Origin of the sequence: Empedobacter sp. UBA5924, from assembly GCF_002431085.1 — a bacterium.
In the GTDB taxonomy this organism is placed as follows: Bacteria; Bacteroidota; Bacteroidia; order Flavobacteriales; family Weeksellaceae; genus Empedobacter; species Empedobacter falsenii_B.
The window spans coordinates 32146-56526 of record NZ_DJDM01000001.1 but is presented as its reverse complement, the minus strand read 5'-3'; the positions used below and the strand labels follow the sequence as shown (position 1 = coordinate 56526).

Below are 24381 nucleotides of genomic sequence, written 5' to 3'. Positions count from 1 at the left end.
ATAATTAAGCCCAAAGATAAGCATTCCTTGGGCTGAAAGTTTATTTTTTGTATGGTTTAATTTGCGACTTCACTGATGAATTTGATACGCATTAAACGTAATTCTTCTTCATCATAATCGTCACCAAATTCATCTAATAATGATGACATTGAGTCAGAATCTGCGTCCATCAAGAATTCATAAATTTCCTCTTGTTGATCTTCGTCCAAAACTTCGTCAATATAATAATTGATATTTAATTTTGTTCCTTGATAAACGATACTTTCCATTTCTGAAAGTAAATCGCTCATCGTCATATTTTTTGCTTCCGCAACATCTTCAAGATTTAACTTTCTGTCTGTCGATTGAATGATATAAACTTTGTGACTCGATTTGTCAGCAACTTGTTTAATCACCATATCTTCAGGTCGAATAACGTCGTTGTCTTTAACATATTGCGCAATAAAATCTACAAATTCTTTTCCGAATTTCTGAGCTTTCCCTTCTCCAACACCAAACACATTTGTTAACTCCTTAACTGTTGTTGGATATTGCATTGTCATATCATCTAAACTCGAATCTTGGAAAACTGCAAAAGGTGGAATTTGATGTTTTTTAGAGATTTTTTTACGTAAATCTTTCAATTGTTTCAATAAAACATCATCAAAAGCAATAGGTGCAGAAGATGTTTCTTCTTTTTCAAAGCTACCTTCTGATAATAATTTTTTGAAATCAATATCTTCGGCAATTTCAAAAGAAGTTGGCTTACTAATGAAATCTTTTCCAGATTTGGTAATTTTTAAAATACCATATGATTCGATTTCTTTCTCTAATAAATTACGTACAATTAATTGGCGTAAAATAGATTTCCAATAATAATCTTCTTTTGCTTTTCCAATTCCGAAGAAATCTTCAGAGCTCAAATTATATGATTTTGTAATAGAAGTTTCTTTACCAACTATAACATTTACAACATCATTTAATTTTAATTTTTGATTTGTTTTCTGAACAACATCTAATGCAATTACTGCATCATCTTTTGCTTCAATCATTTTTTTAGGATTGCGCATATTGTCGTCCATATTTGCCCCTTCGCCGTTTTTGTCGTCGAATTCTTCTCCAAAATAATGTAACAAAAATTTACGACGCGACATCGAAGTTTCGGCATATGCTACAACCTCAGAAAGTAATTGCATTCCAACTTCGCGTTCTGCAACAGGTTTACTTGCTAAGAATTTTTCTAACTTTTCGATATCTTTATAATCATAGAAAGCAATACAAACACCTTCACCACCATCGCGACCTGCACGACCAGTTTCTTGGTAATAACTTTCTAACGATTTTGGCATATCGTAATGCATCACAAAACGTACATCTGGCTTGTCAATTCCCATTCCGAAAGCAATTGTAGCGACAACGACACTTGCATCTTCCATCAAAAACATATCTTGATGTTTGCTACGTGTTTTGGCGTCTAAACCTGCATGGTAAGGAATGGCATTGATTCCGTTTACTTGTAAAAGTTGCGTAATTTCTTCAACTTTTTTACGACTCAAGCAATAAATGACACCAGATTTACCATCGTTTTGTTTGATAAATTTGATGATTTGTTTGTCTTGATCAACCTTTGGGCGGATTTCGTAAAATAAATTCGTACGATTAAAAGAATCTTTAAAAACTTTAGCGCTTTGCATTCCCAAAGTTTTCTGAATATCTTCTTGTACTTTTGGTGTTGCTGTTGCAGTTAAAGCAATAATTGGCGCATCACCAATTTTGTTGATAATCGCTTTTAGATTACGATATTCTGGTCGAAAATCGTGTCCCCATTCAGAAATACAGTGCGCTTCATCAATAGCAAAAAAAGAAATTTTTACCGATTTAAAGAAATCGATGTATTCTTCTTTTGTCAAAGATTCGGGTGCAACGTACAACATTTTAGTTACTCCATCTTTAATATCTGTCATAACTGTTTTCGTTTCTGACTTGTTTAAAGATGAGTTTAATACGTGGGCAATTCCATCATTTTCAGAAATTCCACGTATAGCGTCTACTTGATTCTTCATCAGCGCGATTAAAGGGGACACAATAATCGCGACTCCATCTGACATTAATGCCGGTAATTGATAACATAAAGACTTACCTCCTCCAGTTGGCATCAAAACAAATACATCTTCTTTATTTAGTAAGCTTGTAATGATTTCGTGCTGCTGTCCTTTAAATTGGTCGAAACCAAAATATTTTTTTAGGTAAGATGTTAAGTTTTTCGAAGTGGCTTCCATCTACACAAAAGACTAAAATTAATATTATAAATTAAATAGTTCCTATATTTGATAACTCTTAAATATACACATAAATTTTATATGATTTATATATAATTGAGTGTAAATAAAAAAGGAGAGTAAAAGTACGAAAAATTTTAAAAATAGACAATAGAAATTTTATTGTGGAAAATTCAGAATTAATACAAATAGCGCAAGGGGTATTTCGAGAAGAAATTCAAGCGCTGGAAGCAATAGCTTCTCGTATTAGCGAGTCTTTTGTTGATGCGGTAAATGCGATATATAACACGAAAGGAAAGTTGGTAGTTGTTGGAGTAGGAAAGAGTGCACACATTGCAAATAAAATTGTAGCAACCTTAAATTCTACCGGAACTCCAAGTCAATTTTTACATGCGACGGAAGCTATTCATGGCGATTTGGGTCTTGTACGACCAGAAGATGTGGTGATTTGTATTTCGAAAAGTGGAAATACGCCAGAGATTACATATTTGGCTCCGATTCTTAAACAATATGCATCAGTTTTGATTGGTTTAACATCAAATTTGAAATCAGAATTAGCAAAAAATTCAGACATTGTTTTGGATGTTAATATTGATAAAGAAGCTTGTCCCGTAAATTTGGCACCAACAACTTCTACAACGGCTCAATTGGTAATGGGTGATGCATTGGCGGTAGCTTTGATGAAATTGAGAGCGTTTACACAAAACGATTTTGCAAAATATCATCCAGGTGGAGCTTTAGGAAAACGATTATTGTGGACAGTAGAAAATATTGTTGATCCAGAAAGAAAACCTTCTGTGCATCCAGATTCTTCGATTACAGAAGTCATTAATTCATTAACATCAGGTCGTCATGGAATTACAGTTGTGATTGATAATGATAAAATTGTTGGTGTGATAACAGATGGAGATTTGCGCCGAATGTTATTAAATAATGAAACTTTTGCACATTTAACTGCGAAAGATATTGCTTCAATGAATCCGAAAACAATCAAAAAAGCTGAAAAAGCAAGAGAAGCTTTAGCGATTCTTCGTCACAACAGTATTGGACAATTGGTGGTGGTTGATGAAGAAAATCATTATTATGGAATTTTGGATATTCACTCAATTTTAAACGAAGGAATCGAATAAGCGTATGGCAGATAATACAAAATCGAGTATGTCATTTTTGGCTCATATTGGTGAGTTGAGAGGACATTTGGTTCGTTCTATTTTATCAATTGTGATTACATCTATTGCAGTCGCTATTTATTGGGACGAATTGGTGGAACATGTGATTATGGCTCCATTAAAATCAACTTTTCCAACGTTTGATATTTTTAATCAATTTGGTGAATTAACAGGTTTCGGAAAAATTTATACCGAATCATTTGATATTTCGAAAGAATTGACCAATCTTAATCCATCAGGACAGATCACTTCACAATTTTTTGCAGTAATTGTGTGTGGTGTAATTATCGCAATTCCTTATATTATTTTTGAAATTTGGCGATTTGTAAAACCAGCATTAAAAGAAGCTGAACGAAAATATGCAGGATTTACCATTTTCGCTGTTTCGTTTTTCTTTGTAACAGGAGTCTTATTTAGTTACTATATGTTGCTACCATTGTGTACACAATTTTTATTCACTTACGATCCTTTTGGTGTAGGAAATACATGGACGTTGCCAAGTTATATCGATTTATTTGTTCAATTATTATTATCGATGGGAGTTATGTTTTTGATGCCTGTTTTCGTTTACTTCTTAACGAGTATTGGAATCTTAACACCAAAATTTTTGAAAGAATACCGTAAACACGCATTTATTGTTGTATTAGTGATTGCAGCTGCAATTACACCAAACGATGTGTACAGTATGATTTTAGTTACAATTCCTCTTTGGTTATTGTACGAACTAAGTGTATTGGTTTCAAATTCAGTTTATAAAAAACAATTGAAAGCGAAAAGTAACGACTTAGTAAAGAATTAACAATGTTATGCTTGCATAATAAAATAAATTAGTTATTTTTACATAAAAGAAAAAGTAAACACAAAATTATGAAGATATTAGTTTGTATTAGTAGTGTACCAGATACTACAGCAAAAATCAACTTCACAGCTGACGGAAAATCATTTGATAAAAATGGTGTTCAGTTCGTTATTAACCCGCACGACGAATTTAGTTTAAATAAAGCAGTAGAGTTACAAGAAAAACAAGGAGCTACTGTTACAATTTTAACTGTTGGAGATGCAACTGTAGATCCAGTTATGCGTAAAGCTTTAGCGATTGGTGCGAATGATGGAATTCGTATTGATGCTGATGCTCGCGATGATTTCTTTGTTGCTACACAAATCGCAAAAGCTGCTAAAGATGGTGGTTTTGATTTAGTATTGACAGGAAAAGAATCAATTGATTATAATGGAGGTTCTGTACCAGGATTAGTTGCTGCAATGTTAGATTATGGTTTTGTAAACGGATGTATCGGTCTTGATGTAGAAGGTTCTTCTGCAAAAGCTGTTCGTGAAATTGACGGAGGAAAAGAAACTGTAGAAGTTACTTTACCAGCTGTTATCGCAGGACAAAAAGGATTGGTTGACGAGGCTGCATTAAGAATTCCTAATATGCGTGGAATTATGCAAGCGCGTACAAAACAAATCGCAGTTGTTGCACCAGAAGCGACAGAAACTAAAGTTGAAGTTGTTGGTTATGTAAAACCTGCTGAAAGAGGTAATGTAACATTAATCGACAAAGACAATGTAGCAGAATTGGTAAGATTATTACACGAAGAAGCTAAAGTAATCTAATTATTCACCTAAAAAGAAATTAAAAAATGGCAATTTTTGTATACGCAGAGTCACACGACGGAAAATATAAAAAAGCAGGATTAGAAGCAGTTTCTTACGCAAAAGCTACAGCTGATGTTGCTGGAGATACTGTTACAGCAATCGTTTTTGGAAATGCTACTGCTGACGAATTATATAAATATGGAGCATCTAAAGTAGTTAAAGTTGATAATGCAGCTTTAGCAAAATTTGATGCAAATTCTTACGCAAAAGCTTTGGCTGAAGTTGCTCAAGGAGATGTTGTGGTTTTACCATCAACAAACGAAGGAGCGACTATAGCACCAGTTTTAGCATACAAAACAGGAGCATCTTTAGTAACAAATGTAGAAAAATCTCCAACAGCAGTTTCTCCATTCACAGTTGCACGTAAAGCATTCTCTGGAAAAGGAGTAGAAACTGTTGCAGTTTCAGGAAAAGTTGTAGTTACAGTTCTACAAAACGCATTCGGAGCAAAAGAAAATGCAGTTTCAGGTTCAGAAGAATCAGCTTCAGTATCAGTTTCTGATGCAGATGCAAAAGTAAAAGTTGTTTCAACAGAAATGGCTTCTTCTGATAAAATCGATTTGAAAGAAGCGGATATTGTTGTTTCTGCAGGTCGTGGAATGAAAGGTCCTGAAAACTGGGGAATGATCGAAGATTTAGCAAAAGTTTTAGGAGCTGCTACAGCATCATCTAAACCAGTTGCTGATATTGGTTGGAGACCGCATGCTGAGCACGTAGGACAAACAGGAAAAGCAATTGCGCCAAATTTATATATCGCAGTTGGTATTTCAGGAGCTATTCAGCACTTAGCTGGAGTTAATGGATCTAAAACAATTGTTGTCATCAACAATGATCAAGAAGCGCCTTTCTTTAAAGCGGCTGATTACGGAATCGTAGGAGATGCTTTTGAGATTGTTCCTAAATTAACTGAAGAGTTAAAAAAATATAAAGGTCAAGCTTAATCATTTTAAGATTATAAATTCAATCCGAATCATTTAGGTGGTTCGGATTTTTTTTATTCATTAAAAAAAGATTAAATATTCATCAGTTTTTCATAGATTTACGCCCAAATGGACAATTTAATTAGATTAAATATTAAAGGAATATCTTACAGTCAAACTCAGACTGGCGCATATGCGTTGATTCTAGAGGAAAATGTAGGAGGAAGAAAGTTGCCAATTATTATTGGGAGCTTTGAGGCACAATCAATCGCATTAGCTTTAGAGAAAGATATTAATCCACCTCGTCCATTAACACACGATTTGTTTATTTCATTAGGAAAAGAATTTCAATTGAATGTTGATTCTATTTATATTTATAAATTAGAAGATGGTGTTTTTTATTCGAATATTGTTTTTGTGAATGATGATGGACAACGTGCCGAGATTGATTCGAGAACTTCTGATGCAATTGCATTGGCTGTTCGTTTCAATGCACCTATCTATGCCTATGATAATGTTGTAGAAAAAGCTGGAATTCATTTGGACGTTATTGAAGAAGAAGAAAATATACGTCGCGCAGCAAATAACTTCGAAGATGATTTGGATATCTTGGCTGGTTTGGAAAATGATTTGTCTGATATCAACGAATATGAAGGTTGGACAAAATCTGAACTTGAAACTGAGATGGAAAAAGCTGTGAAGAATGAAGATTATGAATTGGCAGCTCGCCTTCGTGATCAAATCGATAACATGGGAAACTAATAACTATTTCAAATAATTATGTCTGTAAAGCTTAGACTTACAATCATGAGTTTCCTTGAGTTTGCGGTATGGGGAGCATACCTAACCTCTATGGGAAATTACTTAGGATCAGTTGGCTTAGGTCCAAAAATTGGTCTTTTTTACGCGATGCAAGGTATTGTGTCGATTTTTATGCCCGCAATAATGGGTATTGTAGCGGATAGATGGATTCCTGTACAACGTTTGTTGGGATTGAATCATTTATTAGCTGCGATTTTTATGTTTGCAGCAGGTTATTACGGAATGACAGCTGGAAACGATGTAGATTTTACAACAATCTTCGCACTTTATTCGGTTAGTGTGGCGTTCTTTATGCCAACAATCGCCCTTTCTAACTCAACAGCCTACACAATTTTAAAACAAAATAATTTAGACACAATCAAATCCTTTCCTCCAATCAGAACGTTTGGAACAGTTGGTTTTATTGTAGCGATGTTATTTGTTAATTTCTCTGGATTTAAAGATGGTGTTTTTGGATTTAACTTTTCAAGTGATCCAACATTCGTAAGTTTTCAATCCAATTATTATCAGTTCTTTGTATCTGGATTTTTAGGAGTTATATTGTTTTTATACAGTTTCTTATTACCTAATTGCCCAGTTAACAAAAGTTCTGAAAAACAATCTATTTCTGATGCATTTGGTTTAAAAGCTTTTGCATTATTTAAAGATAGAAAAATGGCAATTTTCTTTATCTTTTCAATGCTTTTAGGCGTTTCTTTGCAAATTACAAATGGATATGCAAATCCATTTATCACAACGTTTAAGGATATTCCAGATTATGCCAATACGTGGGGAGCAAGTAATGCAAATGCTTTAATTTCGTTGTCTCAAGTTTCTGAAACATTGTGTATTTTATTAATTCCTTTCGTGCTAAAACGATTCGGAATCAAAATCGTGATGTTGATGGCAATGGTAGGTTGGGTCTTACGTTTCGGATTATTTGGATTAGGAGATCCAGGATCTGGCGTTTGGATGTTTATCTTATCAATGATTGTTTACGGAATCGCTTTCGATTTTTTCAATGTATCAGGTTCGTTGTATGTAGACAAAGAAACAAACGAAGAAATTCGTTCTTCTGCACAAGGAGTTTTTATGATGATGACCAATGGTTTTGGAGCAACAATCGGAATGTTAATTGCACAATACATCGTGAATCATTTAGTGTATAGTCAAACTGATTTGACATTGCAGCTAGAAGGATGGAGACATTCTTGGTTTATTTTCGCAGGCTACGCATTAGTTGTTACGGTATTGTTCGCAATTGTGTTCAAATACAAACACAATCCAGACGAAGTACAAGATGTAAAACATTAAGGTGTAAAAAATATAAAAGCAAGAATCAAAATTCTTGCTTTTTTTATGCACGAAAGTTTCTAATCTATTCTTTTATACGTCACAAACGAGTAAGCATATGGATGTTTTTCATCTTTTTTGAAATCTTCTCGTTCTACTTCTTCCCATTCGTCCAAGTCTATTTCTGGGAAATAAGTGTCTCCATCAAATTCGTGATGAACTTCTGTGATGTACAAAATATCAGTAAATTCCATCGCTTGTTTGTAAATATTTCCACCACCGATAATGTAAATATCATCGTCAATTTTTTTCGCAACTTCTATTGCTTTTGGTAAAGAAGACGCAATTTCGATACCTTCTGTATTCCAATTCTGATCTCTTGTCACAACAATATTGGTACGATTTGGTAAAGGTCTACCCAATGATTCGAACGTTTTTCGTCCCATAATAATAGGATGCCCAGAAGTTATACTTTTGAAATGTTTCAGATCATTTGGTAAATGCCAAATCAAATCATTTTTTGCACCAATTACGTTGTTGCTTGCTTTTGCTACTACAATGTTTATCATAAGTTATAAGGTAAAAAAAGCTATCCTCTTGCAAGGATAGCTTAACAAATATAATAATTTTAGTGAATTATTTCATTTTATTTATAGCATCTTGTAATTGCTCCACTTGTTTTGCAATAGTTGCTGATTTAATTGTTTTTGCAGCATTCGTTTTTACTTGCAATGCTTTTTCAGCCATCATTTTCACAGCTTGTCCTGCTTGTGGATTTTGTTCTTTCAAATATGGATAATAACGCGAATATGTTTTAGCAATTTCAGCCGTTGCATCTGGTGTGTCATTGTTCATAATCCAATTGAAAGCTTGTTCAGCAATTTTTCCTTTTTCTGGATCTTGGAATTTTACGAATTCATACATCGCAGCAGATTCCGAAATTAAAGCAGCTTTATCCAATTGATTATTTTTGATCCAAGTCGGAACTAATGCCATTGCTAAATCTGGTGAACCTTTAATCACTTCATTATCAAGATTAGTTGTTAAATCATTAATTTTTGAAGGATTATTTTTTAAGATTCCAGTTAACGAGGCTCCTTGAACACTAAATGAAGGGCTTTTTGAAGCTTTCTCGAAAATTGCTACATCATAAATATTGGCATCATTCAAAGCACTTAAAGCAGCCGCTTGAACCAATGTTTTAGGATCATTAGAAGCCAATTGTTTTAATTTTGATGAAGCTTTATCAACAATCGTTTTTGATTTTGTGTCCAATTTATGAATCGCATAAATTCTTAATCCATCAAATGAATCATCTAAAGCATTAACCAAGGCATCAGCCGCTTTTGGATTAGTTGCTTGCGCATTTGCCATTGCTTCAATCGCTAATAAACGTGTCGTGTAATTTCCTTTTCCAGCTTTGTATTGCGCAATAAAATCTTCAACAGGTTTTTTATCGTCGATATCTGCTAATAAAACTTGATCCGCATTTGGAATAACGACATCAGGTTTTTGGTTTGCTGCAAATTCGAAAACAGTTTCGGCTTGTTTTGGAACCCAAACTTGTTGACGCGTTGTTTTTCCATTTTCGACAATATCAATCGCAAAAGGAAATTCAAATAATTTTGAAGCATCTTGACGAACAACAACTTTTATTTTTTTATTTGCTGAAGAATAATCTGAAACAACTGTTAATTTTGGATGACCATTTTCGTAATACCATTGATTGAAAAACCAATTTAAGTCACGACCAGAAACTTCTTCCAAAGCCAATCGTAATTGAGTAGATTCAGCTTTTCCGTATTCATTATCTTTCAAATATTTGTTCAAACCTTTGAAGAAAGCATCATCTCCTAAGAAGTTTCTCAACATATGTAAGATAATTCCACCTTTGTTGTACGAAACACCATCAAACATGTCTTCGCGAGAATTGTAATGAACTCGAACCAAATTTTTCGTTGGTCCATCGCCTTGTTTATAACCAAACATTTCGTTGTAACGATGCTCATCCGCTTTCTCTTTTCCGTATTTATATTCAAACCATAAATATTCAGAATAATTAGCAAACGATTCATTCACTGTTAAATTTCCCCAACTTTCAGCCGTAACTAAATCTCCAAACCAATGGTGAAATAATTCGTGCGCAATAACATATTCAGCAGTGTTTTCATCGACTAATTGACCAGCTTTTTGCTGAACACCATCATGAAATAAAGAAGCTGTTGTATTTTCCATAGCTCCAGAAACATATTCGCGAGCCGTCATTTGTGCATATTTATCCCAAGGATAAGGATAGTTTAATCTATCAGAAAAGAACTGAATCATTTCTGGTGTATTACCAAAAATTTGCTTTGCAACATCTTTATATTCTGGTTCTACGTAATAATCAACATTGATATTTTTCCATTTATCATTGATGACTGCGTAATCTCCAATCCCGAAAAAGAATAAATATGGCGCATGTTTTTTATCAAATTTCCAATAATCAGTTTTTGTTCCGTCCGAATTTTTCTTCGAAGATTTCATTGTTCCATTTGATAATGAAACATATTTATCAGGATATGTTAACGTGATTTCTTGTGAAGTTTTTTGATTCGTTTTATCAATTGTCGGGAACCAACAAGAAGAAGATTCAGTTTCGCCTTGTGTCCAAATTTGAGTTGGATAATTTGGTCGTTCACCTTTTGCATTGATAAAATAAACACCTTTTGCATCGTTTATGGCCGCACTTCCTTCTTGTTTTACTTCGTTTGGACGCGCTGTATACTTGATGTAAAGTGTATATTCTTGATCTTTTTTGTATTCTTTATCCAAATCGATGACTAATTGTAAATCATCGTATTTATAATTTAATTTTTTTTTTGTAGCACCATTTACCAAAGCGACTTCGCTAATCAACATTGCTTTTGCGTCTAATGTAACTTTGTTTGTAGCATAGAAATGTGGTTTCAATGTTACCCAAGCTTCACCTAAAACGTGCTCTTTTGCATAATCAAATTTAAGATCCAATTTGGTATGAACAAGATTATTAATTCGTTCTGCTTCTGCACGATAAATATCTAATTTGTTCGTTTGGTTTTCGTTATAACTCGGCGGTGGCGTCATTACTTGCGCATAAGTAAGACTTGATATAATAAAGGCTGATGAAAGCCAAAGGATTCGTTTTTTCATCGTAAAAATTTATTTCTATTGGTTGATAATTTTCTCGAAAAGTTACAAAAAAAGCCTCCAATTTGGAGACTTTAAGTGTTTTTTTATGATTAAACTGCTACAATTCCTTTGATGTGAGGATGAGCTTGATAATTTTCTAATTCGAAATCTTCGTATGTAAAATCAAAAATATCCTTTACATTCGGATTGATTTTCATTGTTGGAAGAGGAAAAGGTTCGCGTGTTAATTGTAGTTCAACTTGTTCAAAATGATTTTTGTAAATATGTGCATCTCCAAAAGTATGCACAAAATCGCCGACTTCTAAATCACAAACTTGTGCAACCATCATTTGTAATAACGCATATGACGCAATATTGAATGGAACACCTAAGAAAATATCTGCACTACGTTGATACAATTGCAACGATAATTTTCCATCATTCACATAAAACTGAAAAAATGCATGACATGGAGCTAAAGCCATTTGATCTAATTCTCCAACATTCCAAGCAGAAACTATAATTCTACGTGAATCAGGATTATTTTTTATTTGATCAATCGCAACTTTAATTTGGTCAACAACTTCTCCATTTGGTTTCCCCCATGAACGCCATTGATGACCATAAATAGGACCTAAATCACCATTTTCGTCAGCCCATTCGTTCCATATTCTTACACCATTATCTGTTAAATATTTGATATTCGTATCACCTTTCAAAAACCACAACAATTCGTAGATAATCGATTTTAAATGTAATTTTTTAGTCGTCACCAAAGGGAAACCTTTCGACAAATCGAAACGCATTTGGTAACCAAAAATACTTTTAGTTCCTGTTCCCGTTCTGTCTTCTTTAAAAGCGCCTTCTGCTAAAACCTTTTTACATAAATCGTGATATTGTTGCATTTTGAGTATATTTAACCTTTCAAATTTAGTGATTTTTTTTAGAATGAAAATTAGTTTAATTTTTACAATTTTAGTGCTTTTTATGTTTTTTGCTTCGTATAGCAAATCAGATTTTGGACGAAAAATTGCGCAACATTTTTATTTCCAAACTTTATTTAATGTTGTTTTGGTGGTTGTTTTTGTGTCAAAAATTGTTCATATCAAACTAAATTTAATCTCAATGATTTCGCTAATTGTTATTGGTTGCATGTTGTATATGAGCTTTCCAAATTATTTACAACAATTGAAGAGAAGGATAGGTAAATAGTTACGTATAATTTTTTATCTTTGCACTTATGAAAAACGAAGCGGGAATTTTTGGTTTAAGACCAGTAATAGAAGCGATTGAAGCAGGGAAAACAATCGACAAAATTTTTATTCAAAAAGGTTTACAAGGTGAAATTTTTTCTGAATTGAGAAAATTAATCACTGAATATGAAATTCCTGTAAGTTATGTACCTGTAGAAAAACTAAATCGTTTTACAGGAAAAAATCACCAAGGAGTCTATGCATTTATTTCGCCAATCGAATTTGATTCAATCGAAAATGTATTACCTCAAATTTGGGAACAAGGAAAAACACCTTTTATCTTGATTTTAGATCGTGTTTCTGATGTTCGTAATTTTGGTGCAATCGCTCGTACAGCAGAATGTGTTGGTGTTGATGCAATTATTATTCCAGCAAAAGGTTCGGCTTCTGTAAATGCAGATGCGATCAAAACTTCGACAGGAGCGTTGTACAATATTCCGGTTTGTAAAGAAGGAAATTTAGTGAATGTTATTAAATATTTACAATCGGCTGGAATCTCAATTTTTAGTGCTTCTGAAAAATCAGCAGAATTTATTTATGATGCAGATTTCTCTGTTCCTGCAGCTATTGTGATGGGAAGTGAGGAAGATGGAGTTTCGGATTCTATTATTAAAATTTCGGATAAAATTATTAAATTGCCTATGGCTGGACAAACTGCTTCACTGAATGTTTCGGTTGCGGCTGGAGCGATTTTGTACGAAGCTGTTCGCCAAAGAATGTTACAAGATTTATTTTAAAAACATATAACGATGACCTATTCTACTTTTATTGGATTTTTGTTGATTGCGATTAGCGTTGCAATGTACTATTTTACAAATTTAGATATCTCAAGATTATTTGCGGACAAAGAATTTTTAGTCGGAATAACAGGAGGTGCTGGAGTTGGATTTATACTTGGTGGATTCTTAGGTTGGTTGTACAAATACAAAGCAGTGAACAAAGCGAATGCAGAAATTGCAAACGAAGAAAAACGTAAAGTTGCAGAACAAAAAGCACAAGAAGCAGCTGCAAAAGAGCAAGCAAAGTTAGATGCGCAACAAGAAAAAGAAGAATCGGGATTGTAATTATGAAAGCAAATAGTTTTTTAAAAATTACATTTCTTTTTGTAATATTATTTTTTTCAAATTTTGTTAATGCTCAAAAAGTTTCTCATTATATCATTAATGAAGAATATTTTGAATTCCCTGGAAAATGGGAACATAAAGGACAACTTAAAAGTTCAAGTCAATATCATTTTGTTAATAAGAAAACCGATGTTAGCTTAATGATTGTCGTAGCGAAACCAGAAAAATATGAATTTTATGAAACAGGTTTGTCTGAAAGTGAACTTTTAGAGAAATATTATAAATGGGAGACTGATTATTGGAAAACCGGAGAAAAAGTATTAGTATCAGAATTAAAGAGAAACTCTAATTATATAATTTGGAGAATATTTAAGGAGAAAGTAAAAGGAAATATAGATTTAAATTCATATTTATTATTTTCGGTTCGTAATAATAAATTAACAGGGATTACTTTAAATGATAATGGAGAAAAACCGATGTCTGAAGAAGAAAAAATAAAATTTTTGGAAGATATTTTTCAAAGTCAAAATAAAAAATAAAAAACGGTCGAAAATTAATTTTCGACCGTTTTTTTATGTTGTATTTCTTGGTAATAAAAACAAGGAACTAAAATTAATAAAAACATGGGCTGAATGAGAAATCTTCTCACATAAAATAAAACCATTTCGCCTGATGAAAAATGTGTTGAAATCAAATAATTATAGATTGGTAAAAGAACGATTAATCCGATAATCATAATAATGATAGAGAATTTAACGTAACTTTTTTTCCAGAAAATAAACCAAACAATTAATACCGTTAATAATGTATTAATTAGATAGCGAACCATCAGACTTGCGTTTAATTTTGGTAAATCAATTTCAGGAAATTTTGAATGTCCAACAAAATGAAAGTATTCTAAGAAAGGATCATAAAATAAAATATCTTCAAATTTTCGGACTAATATTAATCCAAAAACAAGTAAAACTGCAATTGCATAACGTAAATATTTATTTAGCATTTTGCTTATTGTATTTTGTTACAAAAAATTTGATCCAAACAATCCAAAGAATCACGATTGAACCATAAATAATTGCAGGGAATAGATAATCGTGCGCCATTTTACCATATTCTGCGTGGTATCTAAAAATATAATTTAACAACATAATTCTCGAAATATTCATCACAAAAAGAATTGCTAAACCAGACAAAATAAACAAAAAAGTTTGTTTGAAATTCGTGTAAAAAGCAACGATAAACGCTATGAAAATTATCAAAATAGAAATCGCATTACAACCTTCATTTACAATAGACGCCACTTGTCCGTCCATTACCAAACGCATCCAAGGCTGATTTTCTGCAATATTAGAAAAAGTAAAAAAACCACATTTGTTCAAGCCAAAAGCTGTTACATCTGACGTTAATTTTGTAAACGGATCAGGGTTATTGTGCGGTAAATATTGATCCAAATACAATTTATAAGCTAAACTTAAAATAATGTAAGTTCCTAAAAAACGTGCAAGGAATAACAATAAAGGTTTAAATTCTTTCATTTGGTTAAAAAATCTTGAACAAATATAAATGAAAAACGTCAACTTTTGATTAAGTTATGATTAATCAATAAATTTGCTTTTTTAGAAGTAACAAAATGCAAGATTTACATAAACGCGTGGATGTCATAATTGATAGCGCAATTTCTACGGAAGATAGATTACAAAAGATTTGTCAATTGTTGAGTGACGAAGTTGAATACTATAATTGGGTGGGATTTTATTTCAAGAATGGAGATAAAAATGAACTAAAACTTGGACCTTATGTTGGTGCAGCTACCGATCATACAATAATTCCTTATGGTAAAGGAATTTGTGGGCAAGTGGCAGAATCTAACGAAACTTTTGTTGTGCCAGACGTTTATGCACAAGATAATTATTTGGCTTGTTCAATAGAAACGAAAGCTGAAATTGTTGTTCCAATTTTCAAAAATGGAGAAAATATTGGTCAAATTGATATCGATTCGCATAAAATTAATCCGTTTACAGAAGACGATACAAAGTTGTTAGATTACGTTTGTCAGCGAGTTTCAGAAATTATTTAAGCAATGATTGATTTAATTTTAAAATATTTTCCTGATTTAACGGAAAAACAAATCGAACAATTTTCGAAAGTTGGTGATTTGTACAAAGAATGGAACGATCAAATCAATGTTGTTTCTCGAAAAGATATTGATGAAATTTATACGAACCATATTTTACATTCTTTAGCGATTGCAAAAGTGATGGAATTTGCAGATGGTTCTTCTGTTCTGGATGTAGGAACTGGAGGTGGTTTACCAGGAATTCCGTTGGCAATTTTGTTTCCGAATGTTCAGTTTCATTTGGTAGATTCTATCGGAAAAAAAATCAAGGTTGTAAAAGGTGTGGCTGACGGTTTAGGTTTGACGAACGTAAAAGCAGAACAAAAACGTGCCGAAGAATTAACAGATAAATACGATTTTGTGGTTTCTCGTGCGGTGACAGCAATGCCAAGATTCGCAGAATGGATTCGAGGAAAATTTAAAAAAGAAGCGATTAATCCTTTTCCTAATGGCTTATTATATCTAAAAGGAGGTGATTTGACAGAAGAATTAGCAGGTTTTCCAAATGCTGTTTTGTTTGATATTCAAAACTTTTTTGACGAAGATTTCTTCGAAACGAAGAAAGTCGTTTATTTAGAAAAGAAAGATATTTAATTTATAGAAATTATATACTTGAAAACCGAAATCAATTTGATTTCGGTTTTTTATTTTAACAATAATCTTGTTTAAACTTTCAAATAGTGATTTTTAATTATTCAGCTATTTTTCTTTTTTTTAAGGTTTAAAAATAATGGTATTTAAAGCTTTGACGTTAATAAAATTGAATAAGCGTAGGTTATAAATGATTTAATGAACGTATGTGAATTTTTAAATCATTATCGAAGTGTTGATAATTTTTAGTCAAAGATTTATAACCTTGATTTTTTTGTTTCGTTTTTTTATCAAGAAAAAAATGAAAATAAAAAGAGATTAAAGAGTTATATCACGTTTTGCTTAGTAAAAAAGTTTAAACACAATAATTATTGAATTAATCCAAAAATTAAATTTTAAAACGTTATTTTATCCAATACTTTAAGTTCTTTTTAAGAGGTTTTCTCGTCAAAATTCACTATATTTGTTTGTTTTAAAAAGTTAGAGACATATTATGAGTAATAACACATATACGGCGGATAATATCCAAGCGTTAGAAGGAATGGAGCACGTACGTCTTCGTCCATCGATGTACATTGGAGACGTCGGAGTTAGAGGATTACACCACTTAGTTTACGAGGTTGTTGATAACTCTATTGATGAAGCTTTAGCAGGATACTGTGATACAATCAAGGTAACAATTTTAGAAGGAAACTCGATTCGTGTCGAAGATAACGGACGTGGTATTCCTGTCGACTTACATAAAAAAGAAGGAAAATCTGCATTAGAAGTTGTAATGACGAAAATTGGTGCAGGTGGTAAGTTTGATAAAGATACGTACAAAGTTTCTGGAGGTTTGCACGGTGTTGGAGTTTCGTGTGTTAATGCACTTTCTAACCATTTATCGGCAGAAGTTTTCAAGAACGGAAAACAATATATTCAGGAATATTCGAAAGGGAAACCTTTGTACGATGTAAAAGAAGTTGGAACGACTGATAAAAGTGGTACAACAGTAACTTTTACGCCAGATGATACAATTTTCCAAGAAGTACAAACATATAACTATTCTACTTTAGCAAATCGTTTGCGTGAGTTAGCTTTCTTGAACAAAGGAATCAATATTGTATTGGTTGATGAACGCGAAAAAGATGCTGATGGAAATCCTGTAACAGAAACTTTTCATTCTGAAGAAGGATTAAAAGAATTTGTTGAGTTTATCGACGGTAGCCGCGAATCTATTATGGACAAAGTAATCTTCATGGAAGGTGAACGCGATGGAATTCCAGTTGAGGTTGCAATGCGATACAATACATCGTATAACGAAAATGTACATTCGTATGTAAATAACATCAATACACACGAAGGTGGAACACATTTATCTGGTTTCCGTCGTGCATTGACACGTACATTGAAAAAATATGCTGAAGAAAACTTTAATCTTGCAAAAGAAAAAGTTGAAATCGTTGGAGATGACTTCCGTGAAGGATTAACAGCAGTGATTTCGGTAAAAGTAATGGAGCCTCAATTCGAAGGTCAAACGAAAACGAAATTAGGAAACTCTGAGGTTTCTCCTGCGGTTGATAAAATCGTGGCAGAAATGTTAACGAATTTCTTAGAAGAGAATCCAACAGAAGCAAAACAAATTGTTGATAAAGTAATTTTAGCAGCAAAAGCTCGTCAGGCAGCGAAGAAAGCTCGTGAAATGGTACAACGCAAAAATCCTATGGGAGGAAGCGGATTGCCAGGGAAATTAGCGGATTGTTCTTCTCGTAAGCCAGAAGAATCTGAGTTATTCTTAGTCGAGGGAGATTCTGCCGGAGGAACGGCAAAACAAGGTCGTGATCGTCATTTTCAAGCAATTTTACCATTGCGTGGTAAGATTTTGAATGTAGAGAAAGCGATGGCGCACAAAGTTTTGGATAACGAAGAGATTAAAAATATTTATACAGCTTTAGGTGTAACAATCGGAACTGAAGAAGATTCGAAAGCACTTAATATTTCAAAATTACGTTACCACAAGGTTGTAATTATGACCGATGCCGATGTCGACGGTTCTCACATCGCGACATTAATTTTGACATTCTTCTTCCGTTACATGAAAGAATTGATTGAGCAAGGACATATTTACATTGCAACGCCACCTTTATATTTAATCAAAAAAGGAGCGAAAGCAGAATATGCTTGGGATGAAAAAGATCGTGAACGTTTAACTGCAGAATTTTCTACAGATGGTTCTGGTAAAGGAGTTACAATTCAACGATACAAAGGTCTTGGGGAAATGAACGCAGAGCAATTATGGGATACAACTCTTAATCCAGAGCACAGAACGTTGCGTAAAGTAACGATTGACAATGCAACAGAAGCAGATCGCGTGTTCTCTATGTTGATGGGTGATGATGTACCGCCTCGTCGTGAGTTTATCGAGAAAAATGCACACTATGCAAAAATTGATGTTTAATCGATTTGAATAATATAAAGTAATAAATCCAGCTTTTAAGCTGGATTTATTTTTTGTAATTGAATATATAAATCTTGAATGAAGAAGATTTACTCCGAAATAATCAATGTTGTTGGTACATTGGAAATCCAAATACTTTTTGTTTCGATTAAGTTTTTCCAACTTTTCATACTAATCATCATCAAATCCATTTCATCTAAAAACTCTTTATCCAGTTGTTGTTTGTACGAAAGACTAATATGATTTGGAGCAATATTTTCGATACTACGAATAATTTCTTTTACTTCTGAATGACGTTTTGTGTAACCGCTCACGTCTACAATAATAATTTGAGATTCGCTATTCGAGATTAAACGTTGTGCATATTTCAGTAAATCGGCATCTTTATTTCCGAAAAGAGGAAGAAAAACTTTTTCAGCTTTTGTGAAATTTTTATCCAAAACAACACCAACAGGAACTGTTGATTTGTTCAATAATTGTTTCGTTCTTTCGTTGAAAATTGAATGATCAAACATGTTTTCTTTTCCAGTAACTTGACCAATCAAAATATCTGGATCGATAATTTTTGTCGTAAATCCTAAAATATTTCCTAATAACGAACCTGAATAAATAGAATTTCTAACACCCATCAACATCAAATCGTAATCACCTTTTTGTGCAATATCAATTGTCTCAAAAACCATATCTGTAGAAACTTTGAACATGGTTGTTACATCTTGATGTAATTCTTCGGAAACCTCAATAATCGGTTCAAAAATTTCTGCTTCTCTATCTTCAAGATTGAAATGTTGCACTTCGCTACTTTTCATCACATGAATTGCGGAAACAAGTGAGTTTTCGTCTTGTTTTTTGATAAAGCTATTAGCTATTCGTAACAATTCAGCACCTTTTTCAGGTGTTTGATAATCAATTAATATTTTATATTTCTGACTTTGACTAATTTCAGAAAGTTCATTTTCTGTCTTTTGTTTTCGAAAAATCCAATTGATTAAATCTAAAGCTGGACCTGTCATAAAAGTTGTGACCAAAGCCATTATCACCATCATAGCGAAAACTTCTGGTGTTAAGACACCTAAATCATATCCAATGTTTAACACGACTAATTCCATCAAACCTCGTGTATTCATTAAGGCACCAATGGTCAAACTGTCTCTCCAGTTTTGCCCAACAAATTTAGCGGCTACTGCACTTCCAACAAATTTTCCTGTTACAGCTACCAAAATAATCATTCCCGCAGTTTGCCATAAATGTGGACTATCTAATAATCCAATTTGTGTTCTTAAACCTGTAAAAACAAAGAACAGCGGAAGTAATAAAACCAATGAAACATCTTCTATTTTTTCGATGAATAAATTTCTAAATTTCACATTTTCAGGCATAATTGTTCCAGCTAAAAAAGCTCCAAATAATGCATGAATTCCTATGATTTCACTTAAGTATGAAGAAATAATTAAGACCAAGAAAAAGATTCCAATGATAGGTTTTGTAAGCGTTGTTTTGCTCGAATGTACGTCTGCAATTCTCTTTAGGAAAGGACGAACGAAACGAACCATCGCGATAACGTAAACAATTGCTAGTAAAATAACATACAATGAACTGATGAATGAGCCAGCTTTTACAATTGCGATAACCGCGGCTAATAAACACCAAGCCGTGATATCGTCGGCAGCAGCGCAAGTAATTACAATAGAACCTAAACGAGTTTTGCTAATCCCGCGTTCTTGTACAATACGAGCCAGAACGGGAAAGGCTGTAATACTCATCGAAATTCCGATAAAAAGGGCAAATGATAGAAAGTTAATTCCTTCTGGAGCAAATTCCATATAAATTAATCCAGCTAGAGCTAAACCAAGTGTAAATGGAATAATGATACTCGCGTGACTAATAACTATGGCGTCTTGTGCATTTTTCTTTAGCACTTTAAGGTCTAATTCCATTCCGATGACATACATGAATAGAATCAAACCGATTTGACTGATAAATTCTAAGTTTCTTAATGATTCTTTTGGGAAAAGATCTCCGAAAAATTCTGGGAAATGCATTCCAATGAAAGAAGGACCAAGGAAAATACCTGCAATAATTTCTCCAATTACAGTTGGTTGTCCAATTTTATTAAATATCCATCCAAAAACTCTTGCGGTAAATATAATGGTCACAATTTGTGCTAATAAAATAGCAAGAGGGTGTCCAATATTATGTGTAATACTGTTGATGAAATCATTGAAGTAATTGCTTCCATTTGCAGCATGAACAACATGTTTCCCAGCTTCCATTTCTTCTGCTTTAATCACAATAAAATACATCATGATTGAACAAAGTAGAATGGTTATTATATAAAAAATAGAATTTCTTGTCGATTTTTTCATGGCGTTAATTTTTAACAAAAGTCAGAAATTAATTTACAGAAAAATATCAATATTTTTTAAACTTGAGTAAAATGTAATGAAATGGATTTTTTTTGTAATCAAATTGAAATTTGAGCAATAAAATTAGCTTTGTAAACTTCACTTAACACCAAATTAATTTCTTTATTTTCTTTTGATAAAACATCTAAAGTAACATTGTCTGAGTGAAAATATTTAATATGATGCAAGCTAATTATTTCTCGTTTATTGATGCGGACAAAATCTTTTTCGGGTAACATTTCTGATAATGCATCGAGTGTGATATTTTTCAAAATTAAGAACGATAAATCTTGATAATAAACCACTTTATCACGGCTGTCAACACTAGAAGTTGTAATGTACAAAATTTGATTAAACTGCAACAAAATTTTTCCTTTGTCTGAATTTAATTGTAAAAATTATTTGGTGTCGAAAAATTATTTTGTAAACGTTTTTTTACTTTGTCAACAGCTTGTTGTAAACGCTCTTTTTTGATTGGTTTTTGAATATAATCTGTCGCGTCTAAATCAAAAGCATCAACAGCATATTCCTTATAAGCAGTGGAAAAAATAAACGGTTTTTCTTTTAATAAATTAGCGATTTGTAAACCATTTATTTTAGGCATTTCGATATCTAAAATACAAAAGTCAAAATCAAGATTTTCGATTTCGTTAATGAATAATTCAGGATCAACATAAGCTTTCACAACTTCGATGTCTTCCATTTGTTCACACAACATTTTCAGGTACTTTAACCCAAGAATTTCGTCGTCAATTAGTATGCATTTTAGTGTAAAACTCATGTAAATTTATTTTTAAGTTGGCTACAAAAATATCCTGTTCAATAGTTTTAGAAAGTAAGAAATCGTCGTCGTAAACCATTTTCAAGCGGTGTTCTAATGATTGACTTCCATGTCCGCCAGTTTCTTTTTTCAAACTATTTTTTGGAGAAATTTTATTCATTACCTGAATTTGAAATGATTTATTATTCAGTTCAAGCATAATTTTTATAAATGAATTGGCTTGTTGAAAATCGGTATGTTTGAAAGCATTTTCAATAAAATCAATACTTAATAAAGGTAAAATAATTTTTTCTTGATAGTAAGGTGAAGTTTCATCAATTTTCGTTTTAACTTGAAAATCAAACAAAGGCGAAACTTTTACTTTATTAATTTCAATAAAGTTTTTAGTGAAATCTATTTCATCTTTTATCGTCACAAAATTGTCTTTGCTTTCGTACAAAATATAATCCAATACATTAGCTAATTTATCAATCGTATAATAGGTTTGGTACGCATTGGATTGAATCGAATTGAGAATATTTTGAACAAATGTGGATTCAATTTTGCTTCGTATGACTCCAATTTTAACTCATCAACTTTTGTAGATAAATTGTCTAAACGTTGCGTTTGCTCATGACTTATTTTTTTCTCAGATTTTAATGAATGGATTAAATATGTAATCATAATGATTAGAAAAATAATCAATGCAATAACGAGATAAAGTAATATGGTAGGAAGTTGAATCATGCGAAAAATTCTAACTCAAAGATAGAATAATTTATGAATAAAAAAATCCAGAAAGTAGAACCTTCTGGATTTTTAGAAATATGGTGAAAGAAATTATTAAGCGTAATATTTTGCTTTTAATTCTTTTACTTTTGGATCATCTAAGAATTCATCATACGTCATATAACGATCGATGATTCCGTTTGGAGTTAACTCGATAATACGGTTACAAGTTGTTTGAATCAATTCGTGGTCATGAGAACCCATTAAAATTGTTCCTTTGAAATTAACCAAAGAATTATTCAATGCTGTAATCGATTCTAAGTCTAAGTGACCTGTTGGCTCGTCTAACAATAATACGTTTGCACGTAATAACATCATGCGAGAGAACATACAACGCATTTTTTCACCTCCTGATAAAACAGAAGATTTTTTAAGAGCTTCGTCTCCAGAGAATAACATTTTCCCTAAGAAACCACGCATAAATTCTTCGTGACGTTCATCGTCTGATTCTGTATATTGACGTAACCAATCAACCAAGTTGATATCTTCTTTGAAGAAATCTGTATTATCTAAAGGTAAATACGCTTGTGTTGTTGTAATTCCCCAAGTAAAATCTCCAGAATCTGGCTGAGCTTTTCCTGAAAGAATTTCGAAAAATTGAGAAACTGCTTTCGAGTTACGAGAGAAAATACCAATTTTATCACCTTTTTTCAAGTTGATGTTCGCATCTTTAAATAAAACTTCTCCATCTACAGAAGCAGATAAATTGTTTACTTCTAAGATTTGATCACCAGCCTCACGCGATTGTTCCCAGATAAGTGCTGGATATCGACGAGAAGAAGGTTTGATATCTTCGATATTTAATTTCTCGATCATTTTTTTACGAGAAGTCGTTTGTTTTGCTTTAGCAACGTTAGAAGAGAAACGAGCAATGAAATCTTGTAATTCCTTTTTCTTTTCTTCTGCTTTTTTGTTTTGTTGCGCACGTTGTTTTGCAGCTAACTGAGAAGACTCGTACCAGAATGTATAGTTACCAGAATATAGGTTTAATTTAGAGAAATCTAAATCACAAATATGCGTACAAACTGCGTCTAAGAAGTGACGGTCGTGCGATACAACGATTACAGTATTCTCGAAATTACCTAAGAAATCCTCTAACCATTGAATTGTATTAACGTCCAATTCGTTGGTAGGCTCATCTAAGATTAACACGTCAGGATTTCCAAATAAAGCTTGAGCAATCAAAATACGAACTTTCGCTTTATTATCTAAATCTCCCATTAATGTATAATGCATATCCGAATCAATTCCTACATTCGATAATAATGTAGCAGCATCAGATTCTGCATTCCATCCGTTCATTTCTTCATAAACGACACCTAATTCTCCTGCTTTGATACCATCTTCTTCAGAAAAATCTGGTTTAGCATATAAAGCATCCATACGTTCTTTAATATCGTATAATACTTTATTTCCACGTAAAACAGTATCCAATACTGTATATTCGTCATATTTGAAGTGATTCTGTTCTAAAACAGACATACGTTTTCCTTTTTCAAGACTAACTTGTCCTGAAGTTGGATCGATTTCACCTGATAATATTTTTAAGAAAGTAGATTTTCCTGCTCCATTGGCACCAATTATCCCGTAACAGTTGCCATTTGTAAATTTTATATTAACTTCGTCGAAAAGTACACGCTTGCCGAATTGAAGCGATAAATTAGAAACATTTAACATAATTTTTGGTATGATGTTTGTTTGACCTTCCGGCAAAGTTACAAA

At 32.6% G+C, this 24381-nt stretch carries 25 protein-coding genes; 13 read left to right on the top strand and 12 right to left on the bottom strand.

From position 1 onward, the window contains the following. Nucleotides 1–56: 56 nt before the first annotated feature. Entirely contained in the window at nt 57–2258 is a 2202-nt protein-coding gene (gene recQ, locus B3792_RS00270) for a DNA helicase RecQ (protein ID WP_291051262.1), read from the bottom strand. Between the two features lie 164 nt (nt 2259–2422). Here recQ and B3792_RS00265 point away from each other — a divergent pair, with 164 nt between their 5' ends. The 6 genes from B3792_RS00265 (at nt 2423) to B3792_RS00240 (ending at nt 8118) form a co-directional block, all read left to right on the top strand. Continuing rightward, a complete protein-coding gene (locus B3792_RS00265; RefSeq protein ID WP_125349795.1) occupies nt 2423–3388 on the top strand; it encodes a KpsF/GutQ family sugar-phosphate isomerase in 966 nt (321 codons plus the stop codon). Nucleotides 3389–3392: 4 nt separating this feature from the next. Then, entirely contained in the window at nt 3393–4226 is an 834-nt protein-coding gene (gene tatC, locus B3792_RS00260) for a twin-arginine translocase subunit TatC (RefSeq protein ID WP_115001876.1), read from the top strand. 68 nt (nt 4227–4294) lie between these two features. Further along, nucleotides 4295–5041 carry an electron transfer flavoprotein subunit beta/FixA family protein gene (locus B3792_RS00255; protein WP_115001874.1) on the top strand — a complete coding sequence of 249 codons (747 nt, stop codon included), beginning with the start codon at nt 4295–4297 and terminating at the stop codon, nt 5039–5041. A gap of 26 nt (nt 5042–5067) precedes the next feature. Then, nucleotides 5068–6024 carry an electron transfer flavoprotein subunit alpha/FixB family protein gene (locus tag B3792_RS00250; RefSeq protein WP_291068558.1) on the top strand — a complete coding sequence of 319 codons (957 nt, stop codon included), beginning with the start codon at nt 5068–5070 and terminating at the stop codon, nt 6022–6024. A gap of 108 nt (nt 6025–6132) precedes the next feature. Next, entirely contained in the window at nt 6133–6765 is a 633-nt protein-coding gene (locus B3792_RS00245; RefSeq protein WP_038332620.1) for a bifunctional nuclease family protein, read from the top strand. Between the two features lie 18 nt (nt 6766–6783). Beyond that, complete coding sequence (locus B3792_RS00240) at nt 6784–8118, top strand: MFS transporter (RefSeq protein ID WP_180905208.1); 1335 nt, start codon at nt 6784–6786, stop codon at nt 8116–8118. A 59-nt stretch (nt 8119–8177) separates the two neighbouring features. Here B3792_RS00240 and B3792_RS00235 read toward each other — a convergent pair whose 3' ends face one another. From B3792_RS00235 to B3792_RS00225, 3 genes are all read right to left on the bottom strand, one after another. Beyond that, a complete protein-coding gene (locus B3792_RS00235) occupies nt 8178–8666 on the bottom strand; it encodes a dihydrofolate reductase (protein WP_115001867.1) in 489 nt (162 codons plus the stop codon). 67 nt (nt 8667–8733) lie between these two features. Further along, the gene (locus tag B3792_RS00230) at nt 8734–11268 is read right to left on the bottom strand and encodes a M1 family metallopeptidase (RefSeq protein ID WP_286495522.1); all 2535 of its coding nucleotides are present in this window, start codon (nt 11266–11268) and stop codon (nt 8734–8736) included. Between the two features lie 89 nt (nt 11269–11357). Beyond that, nucleotides 11358–12152 carry a thymidylate synthase gene (locus B3792_RS00225; RefSeq protein ID WP_180905207.1) on the bottom strand — a complete coding sequence of 265 codons (795 nt, stop codon included), beginning with the start codon at nt 12150–12152 and terminating at the stop codon, nt 11358–11360. A 43-nt stretch (nt 12153–12195) separates the two neighbouring features. Here B3792_RS00225 and B3792_RS00220 point away from each other — a divergent pair, with 43 nt between their 5' ends. From B3792_RS00220 to B3792_RS00205, 4 genes are read left to right on the top strand one after another with little or no spacing between them, the layout of a single operon-like run. After that, complete coding sequence (locus B3792_RS00220; protein WP_221854513.1) at nt 12196–12459, top strand: hypothetical protein; 264 nt, start codon at nt 12196–12198, stop codon at nt 12457–12459. 28 nt (nt 12460–12487) lie between these two features. After that, complete coding sequence (gene rlmB / locus B3792_RS00215) at nt 12488–13237, top strand: 23S rRNA (guanosine(2251)-2'-O)-methyltransferase RlmB (RefSeq protein WP_219034413.1); 750 nt, start codon at nt 12488–12490, stop codon at nt 13235–13237. Between the two features lie 12 nt (nt 13238–13249). After that, on the top strand, nt 13250–13564 hold the full coding sequence (locus B3792_RS00210; protein ID WP_219034412.1) for a hypothetical protein: 315 nt from the start codon (nt 13250–13252) through the stop codon (nt 13562–13564). Between the two features lie 2 nt (nt 13565–13566). After that, nucleotides 13567–14103 carry a hypothetical protein gene (locus tag B3792_RS00205; RefSeq protein WP_286495525.1) on the top strand — a complete coding sequence of 179 codons (537 nt, stop codon included), beginning with the start codon at nt 13567–13569 and terminating at the stop codon, nt 14101–14103. Nucleotides 14104–14117: 14 nt separating this feature from the next. On the opposite strand, the gene B3792_RS00200 is transcribed toward B3792_RS00205, so the two are convergent. Both B3792_RS00200 and xrtF read right to left on the bottom strand, forming a co-directional pair. Continuing rightward, a complete protein-coding gene (locus B3792_RS00200; RefSeq protein WP_125349788.1) occupies nt 14118–14564 on the bottom strand; it encodes an exosortase F system-associated membrane protein in 447 nt (148 codons plus the stop codon). Next, nucleotides 14554–15096, bottom strand: coding sequence for an exosortase family protein XrtF (xrtF, locus tag B3792_RS00195; protein ID WP_221854516.1), 543 nt, complete (start codon nt 15094–15096; stop codon nt 14554–14556). The genes B3792_RS00200 and xrtF overlap by 11 nt, the downstream gene beginning before the upstream one ends. A gap of 95 nt (nt 15097–15191) precedes the next feature. On the opposite strand from xrtF, the gene B3792_RS00190 reads away from it, so the two are divergent. From B3792_RS00190 to gyrB, 3 genes are all read left to right on the top strand, one after another. Continuing rightward, a complete protein-coding gene (locus B3792_RS00190) occupies nt 15192–15638 on the top strand; it encodes a GAF domain-containing protein (RefSeq protein ID WP_038332644.1) in 447 nt (148 codons plus the stop codon). A 6-nt stretch (nt 15639–15644) separates the two neighbouring features. Further along, nucleotides 15645–16271: a 16S rRNA (guanine(527)-N(7))-methyltransferase RsmG gene (gene rsmG / locus B3792_RS00185; RefSeq protein WP_125349806.1), complete on the top strand. Its 627-nt coding sequence runs from the start codon at nt 15645–15647 to the stop codon at nt 16269–16271. Nucleotides 16272–16761: 490 nt separating this feature from the next. After that, nucleotides 16762–18705 (top strand): DNA topoisomerase (ATP-hydrolyzing) subunit B, encoded by a 1944-nt coding sequence (gene gyrB / locus B3792_RS00180; RefSeq protein ID WP_125349786.1) that lies wholly within the window; start codon nt 16762–16764, stop codon nt 18703–18705. Between the two features lie 89 nt (nt 18706–18794). Here the strand turns inward: gyrB and B3792_RS00175 are convergent, their stop codons facing one another. The 6 genes from B3792_RS00175 to B3792_RS00150 form a co-directional block, all read right to left on the bottom strand. Continuing rightward, nucleotides 18795–21071 carry a cation:proton antiporter gene (locus B3792_RS00175; RefSeq protein ID WP_291068557.1) on the bottom strand — a complete coding sequence of 759 codons (2277 nt, stop codon included), beginning with the start codon at nt 21069–21071 and terminating at the stop codon, nt 18795–18797. Between the two features lie 98 nt (nt 21072–21169). Continuing rightward, nucleotides 21170–21472, bottom strand: a complete 303-nt coding sequence (locus B3792_RS00170) for a LytTR family transcriptional regulator DNA-binding domain-containing protein (protein ID WP_291068555.1) — start codon at nt 21470–21472, stop codon at nt 21170–21172. Nucleotides 21473–21495: 23 nt separating this feature from the next. Next, entirely contained in the window at nt 21496–21828 is a 333-nt protein-coding gene (locus tag B3792_RS00165; RefSeq protein WP_291068553.1) for a LytR/AlgR family response regulator transcription factor, read from the bottom strand. A 31-nt stretch (nt 21829–21859) separates the two neighbouring features. Then, nucleotides 21860–22396, bottom strand: a complete 537-nt coding sequence (locus tag B3792_RS00160; protein ID WP_291064579.1) for a histidine kinase — start codon at nt 22394–22396, stop codon at nt 21860–21862. Continuing rightward, complete coding sequence (locus B3792_RS00155; protein ID WP_291047219.1) at nt 22351–22617, bottom strand: hypothetical protein; 267 nt, start codon at nt 22615–22617, stop codon at nt 22351–22353. Before B3792_RS00155 ends, B3792_RS00160 begins: the two co-directional genes overlap by 46 nt. 96 nt (nt 22618–22713) lie before the next feature. Beyond that, complete coding sequence (locus B3792_RS00150; protein WP_038332655.1) at nt 22714–24336, bottom strand: ABC-F family ATP-binding cassette domain-containing protein; 1623 nt, start codon at nt 24334–24336, stop codon at nt 22714–22716. Nucleotides 24337–24381 lie beyond the last annotated feature (45 nt).

What these genes read in the sequence shown, in the direction of transcription:
- B3792_RS00200 (WP_125349788.1), bottom strand. Translation starts at nt 14,564, where the DNA reads ATGCTAAATAAATATTTACGTTATGCAATTGCAGTTTTACTTGTTTTT.
- B3792_RS00255 (WP_115001874.1), top strand. Translation starts at nt 4,295, where the DNA reads ATGAAGATATTAGTTTGTATTAGTAGTGTACCAGATACTACAGCAAAA.
- recQ (WP_291051262.1), bottom strand. Translation starts at nt 2,258, where the DNA reads ATGGAAGCCACTTCGAAAAACTTAACATCTTACCTAAAAAAATATTTT.
- B3792_RS00175 (WP_291068557.1), bottom strand. Translation starts at nt 21,071, where the DNA reads ATGAAAAAATCGACAAGAAATTCTATTTTTTATATAATAACCATTCTA.
- B3792_RS00165 (WP_291068553.1), bottom strand. Translation starts at nt 21,828, where the DNA reads ATGTTGTGTGAACAAATGGAAGACATCGAAGTTGTGAAAGCTTATGTT.
- B3792_RS00225 (WP_180905207.1), bottom strand. Translation starts at nt 12,152, where the DNA reads ATGCAACAATATCACGATTTATGTAAAAAGGTTTTAGCAGAAGGCGCT.
- B3792_RS00235 (WP_115001867.1), bottom strand. Translation starts at nt 8,666, where the DNA reads ATGATAAACATTGTAGTAGCAAAAGCAAGCAACAACGTAATTGGTGCA.
- xrtF (WP_221854516.1), bottom strand. Translation starts at nt 15,096, where the DNA reads ATGAAAGAATTTAAACCTTTATTGTTATTCCTTGCACGTTTTTTAGGA.
- B3792_RS00230 (WP_286495522.1), bottom strand. Translation starts at nt 11,268, where the DNA reads ATGAAAAAACGAATCCTTTGGCTTTCATCAGCCTTTATTATATCAAGT.
- B3792_RS00150 (WP_038332655.1), bottom strand. Translation starts at nt 24,336, where the DNA reads ATGTTAAATGTTTCTAATTTATCGCTTCAATTCGGCAAGCGTGTACTT.
- B3792_RS00250 (WP_291068558.1), top strand. Translation starts at nt 5,068, where the DNA reads ATGGCAATTTTTGTATACGCAGAGTCACACGACGGAAAATATAAAAAA.
- B3792_RS00240 (WP_180905208.1), top strand. Translation starts at nt 6,784, where the DNA reads ATGTCTGTAAAGCTTAGACTTACAATCATGAGTTTCCTTGAGTTTGCG.
- tatC (WP_115001876.1), top strand. Translation starts at nt 3,393, where the DNA reads ATGGCAGATAATACAAAATCGAGTATGTCATTTTTGGCTCATATTGGT.
- B3792_RS00220 (WP_221854513.1), top strand. Translation starts at nt 12,196, where the DNA reads ATGAAAATTAGTTTAATTTTTACAATTTTAGTGCTTTTTATGTTTTTT.
- B3792_RS00205 (WP_286495525.1), top strand. Translation starts at nt 13,567, where the DNA reads ATGAAAGCAAATAGTTTTTTAAAAATTACATTTCTTTTTGTAATATTA.
- gyrB (WP_125349786.1), top strand. Translation starts at nt 16,762, where the DNA reads ATGAGTAATAACACATATACGGCGGATAATATCCAAGCGTTAGAAGGA.
- B3792_RS00210 (WP_219034412.1), top strand. Translation starts at nt 13,250, where the DNA reads ATGACCTATTCTACTTTTATTGGATTTTTGTTGATTGCGATTAGCGTT.
- B3792_RS00155 (WP_291047219.1), bottom strand. Translation starts at nt 22,617, where the DNA reads ATGATTCAACTTCCTACCATATTACTTTATCTCGTTATTGCATTGATT.
- rlmB (WP_219034413.1), top strand. Translation starts at nt 12,488, where the DNA reads ATGAAAAACGAAGCGGGAATTTTTGGTTTAAGACCAGTAATAGAAGCG.
- B3792_RS00245 (WP_038332620.1), top strand. Translation starts at nt 6,133, where the DNA reads ATGGACAATTTAATTAGATTAAATATTAAAGGAATATCTTACAGTCAA.
- B3792_RS00190 (WP_038332644.1), top strand. Translation starts at nt 15,192, where the DNA reads ATGCAAGATTTACATAAACGCGTGGATGTCATAATTGATAGCGCAATT.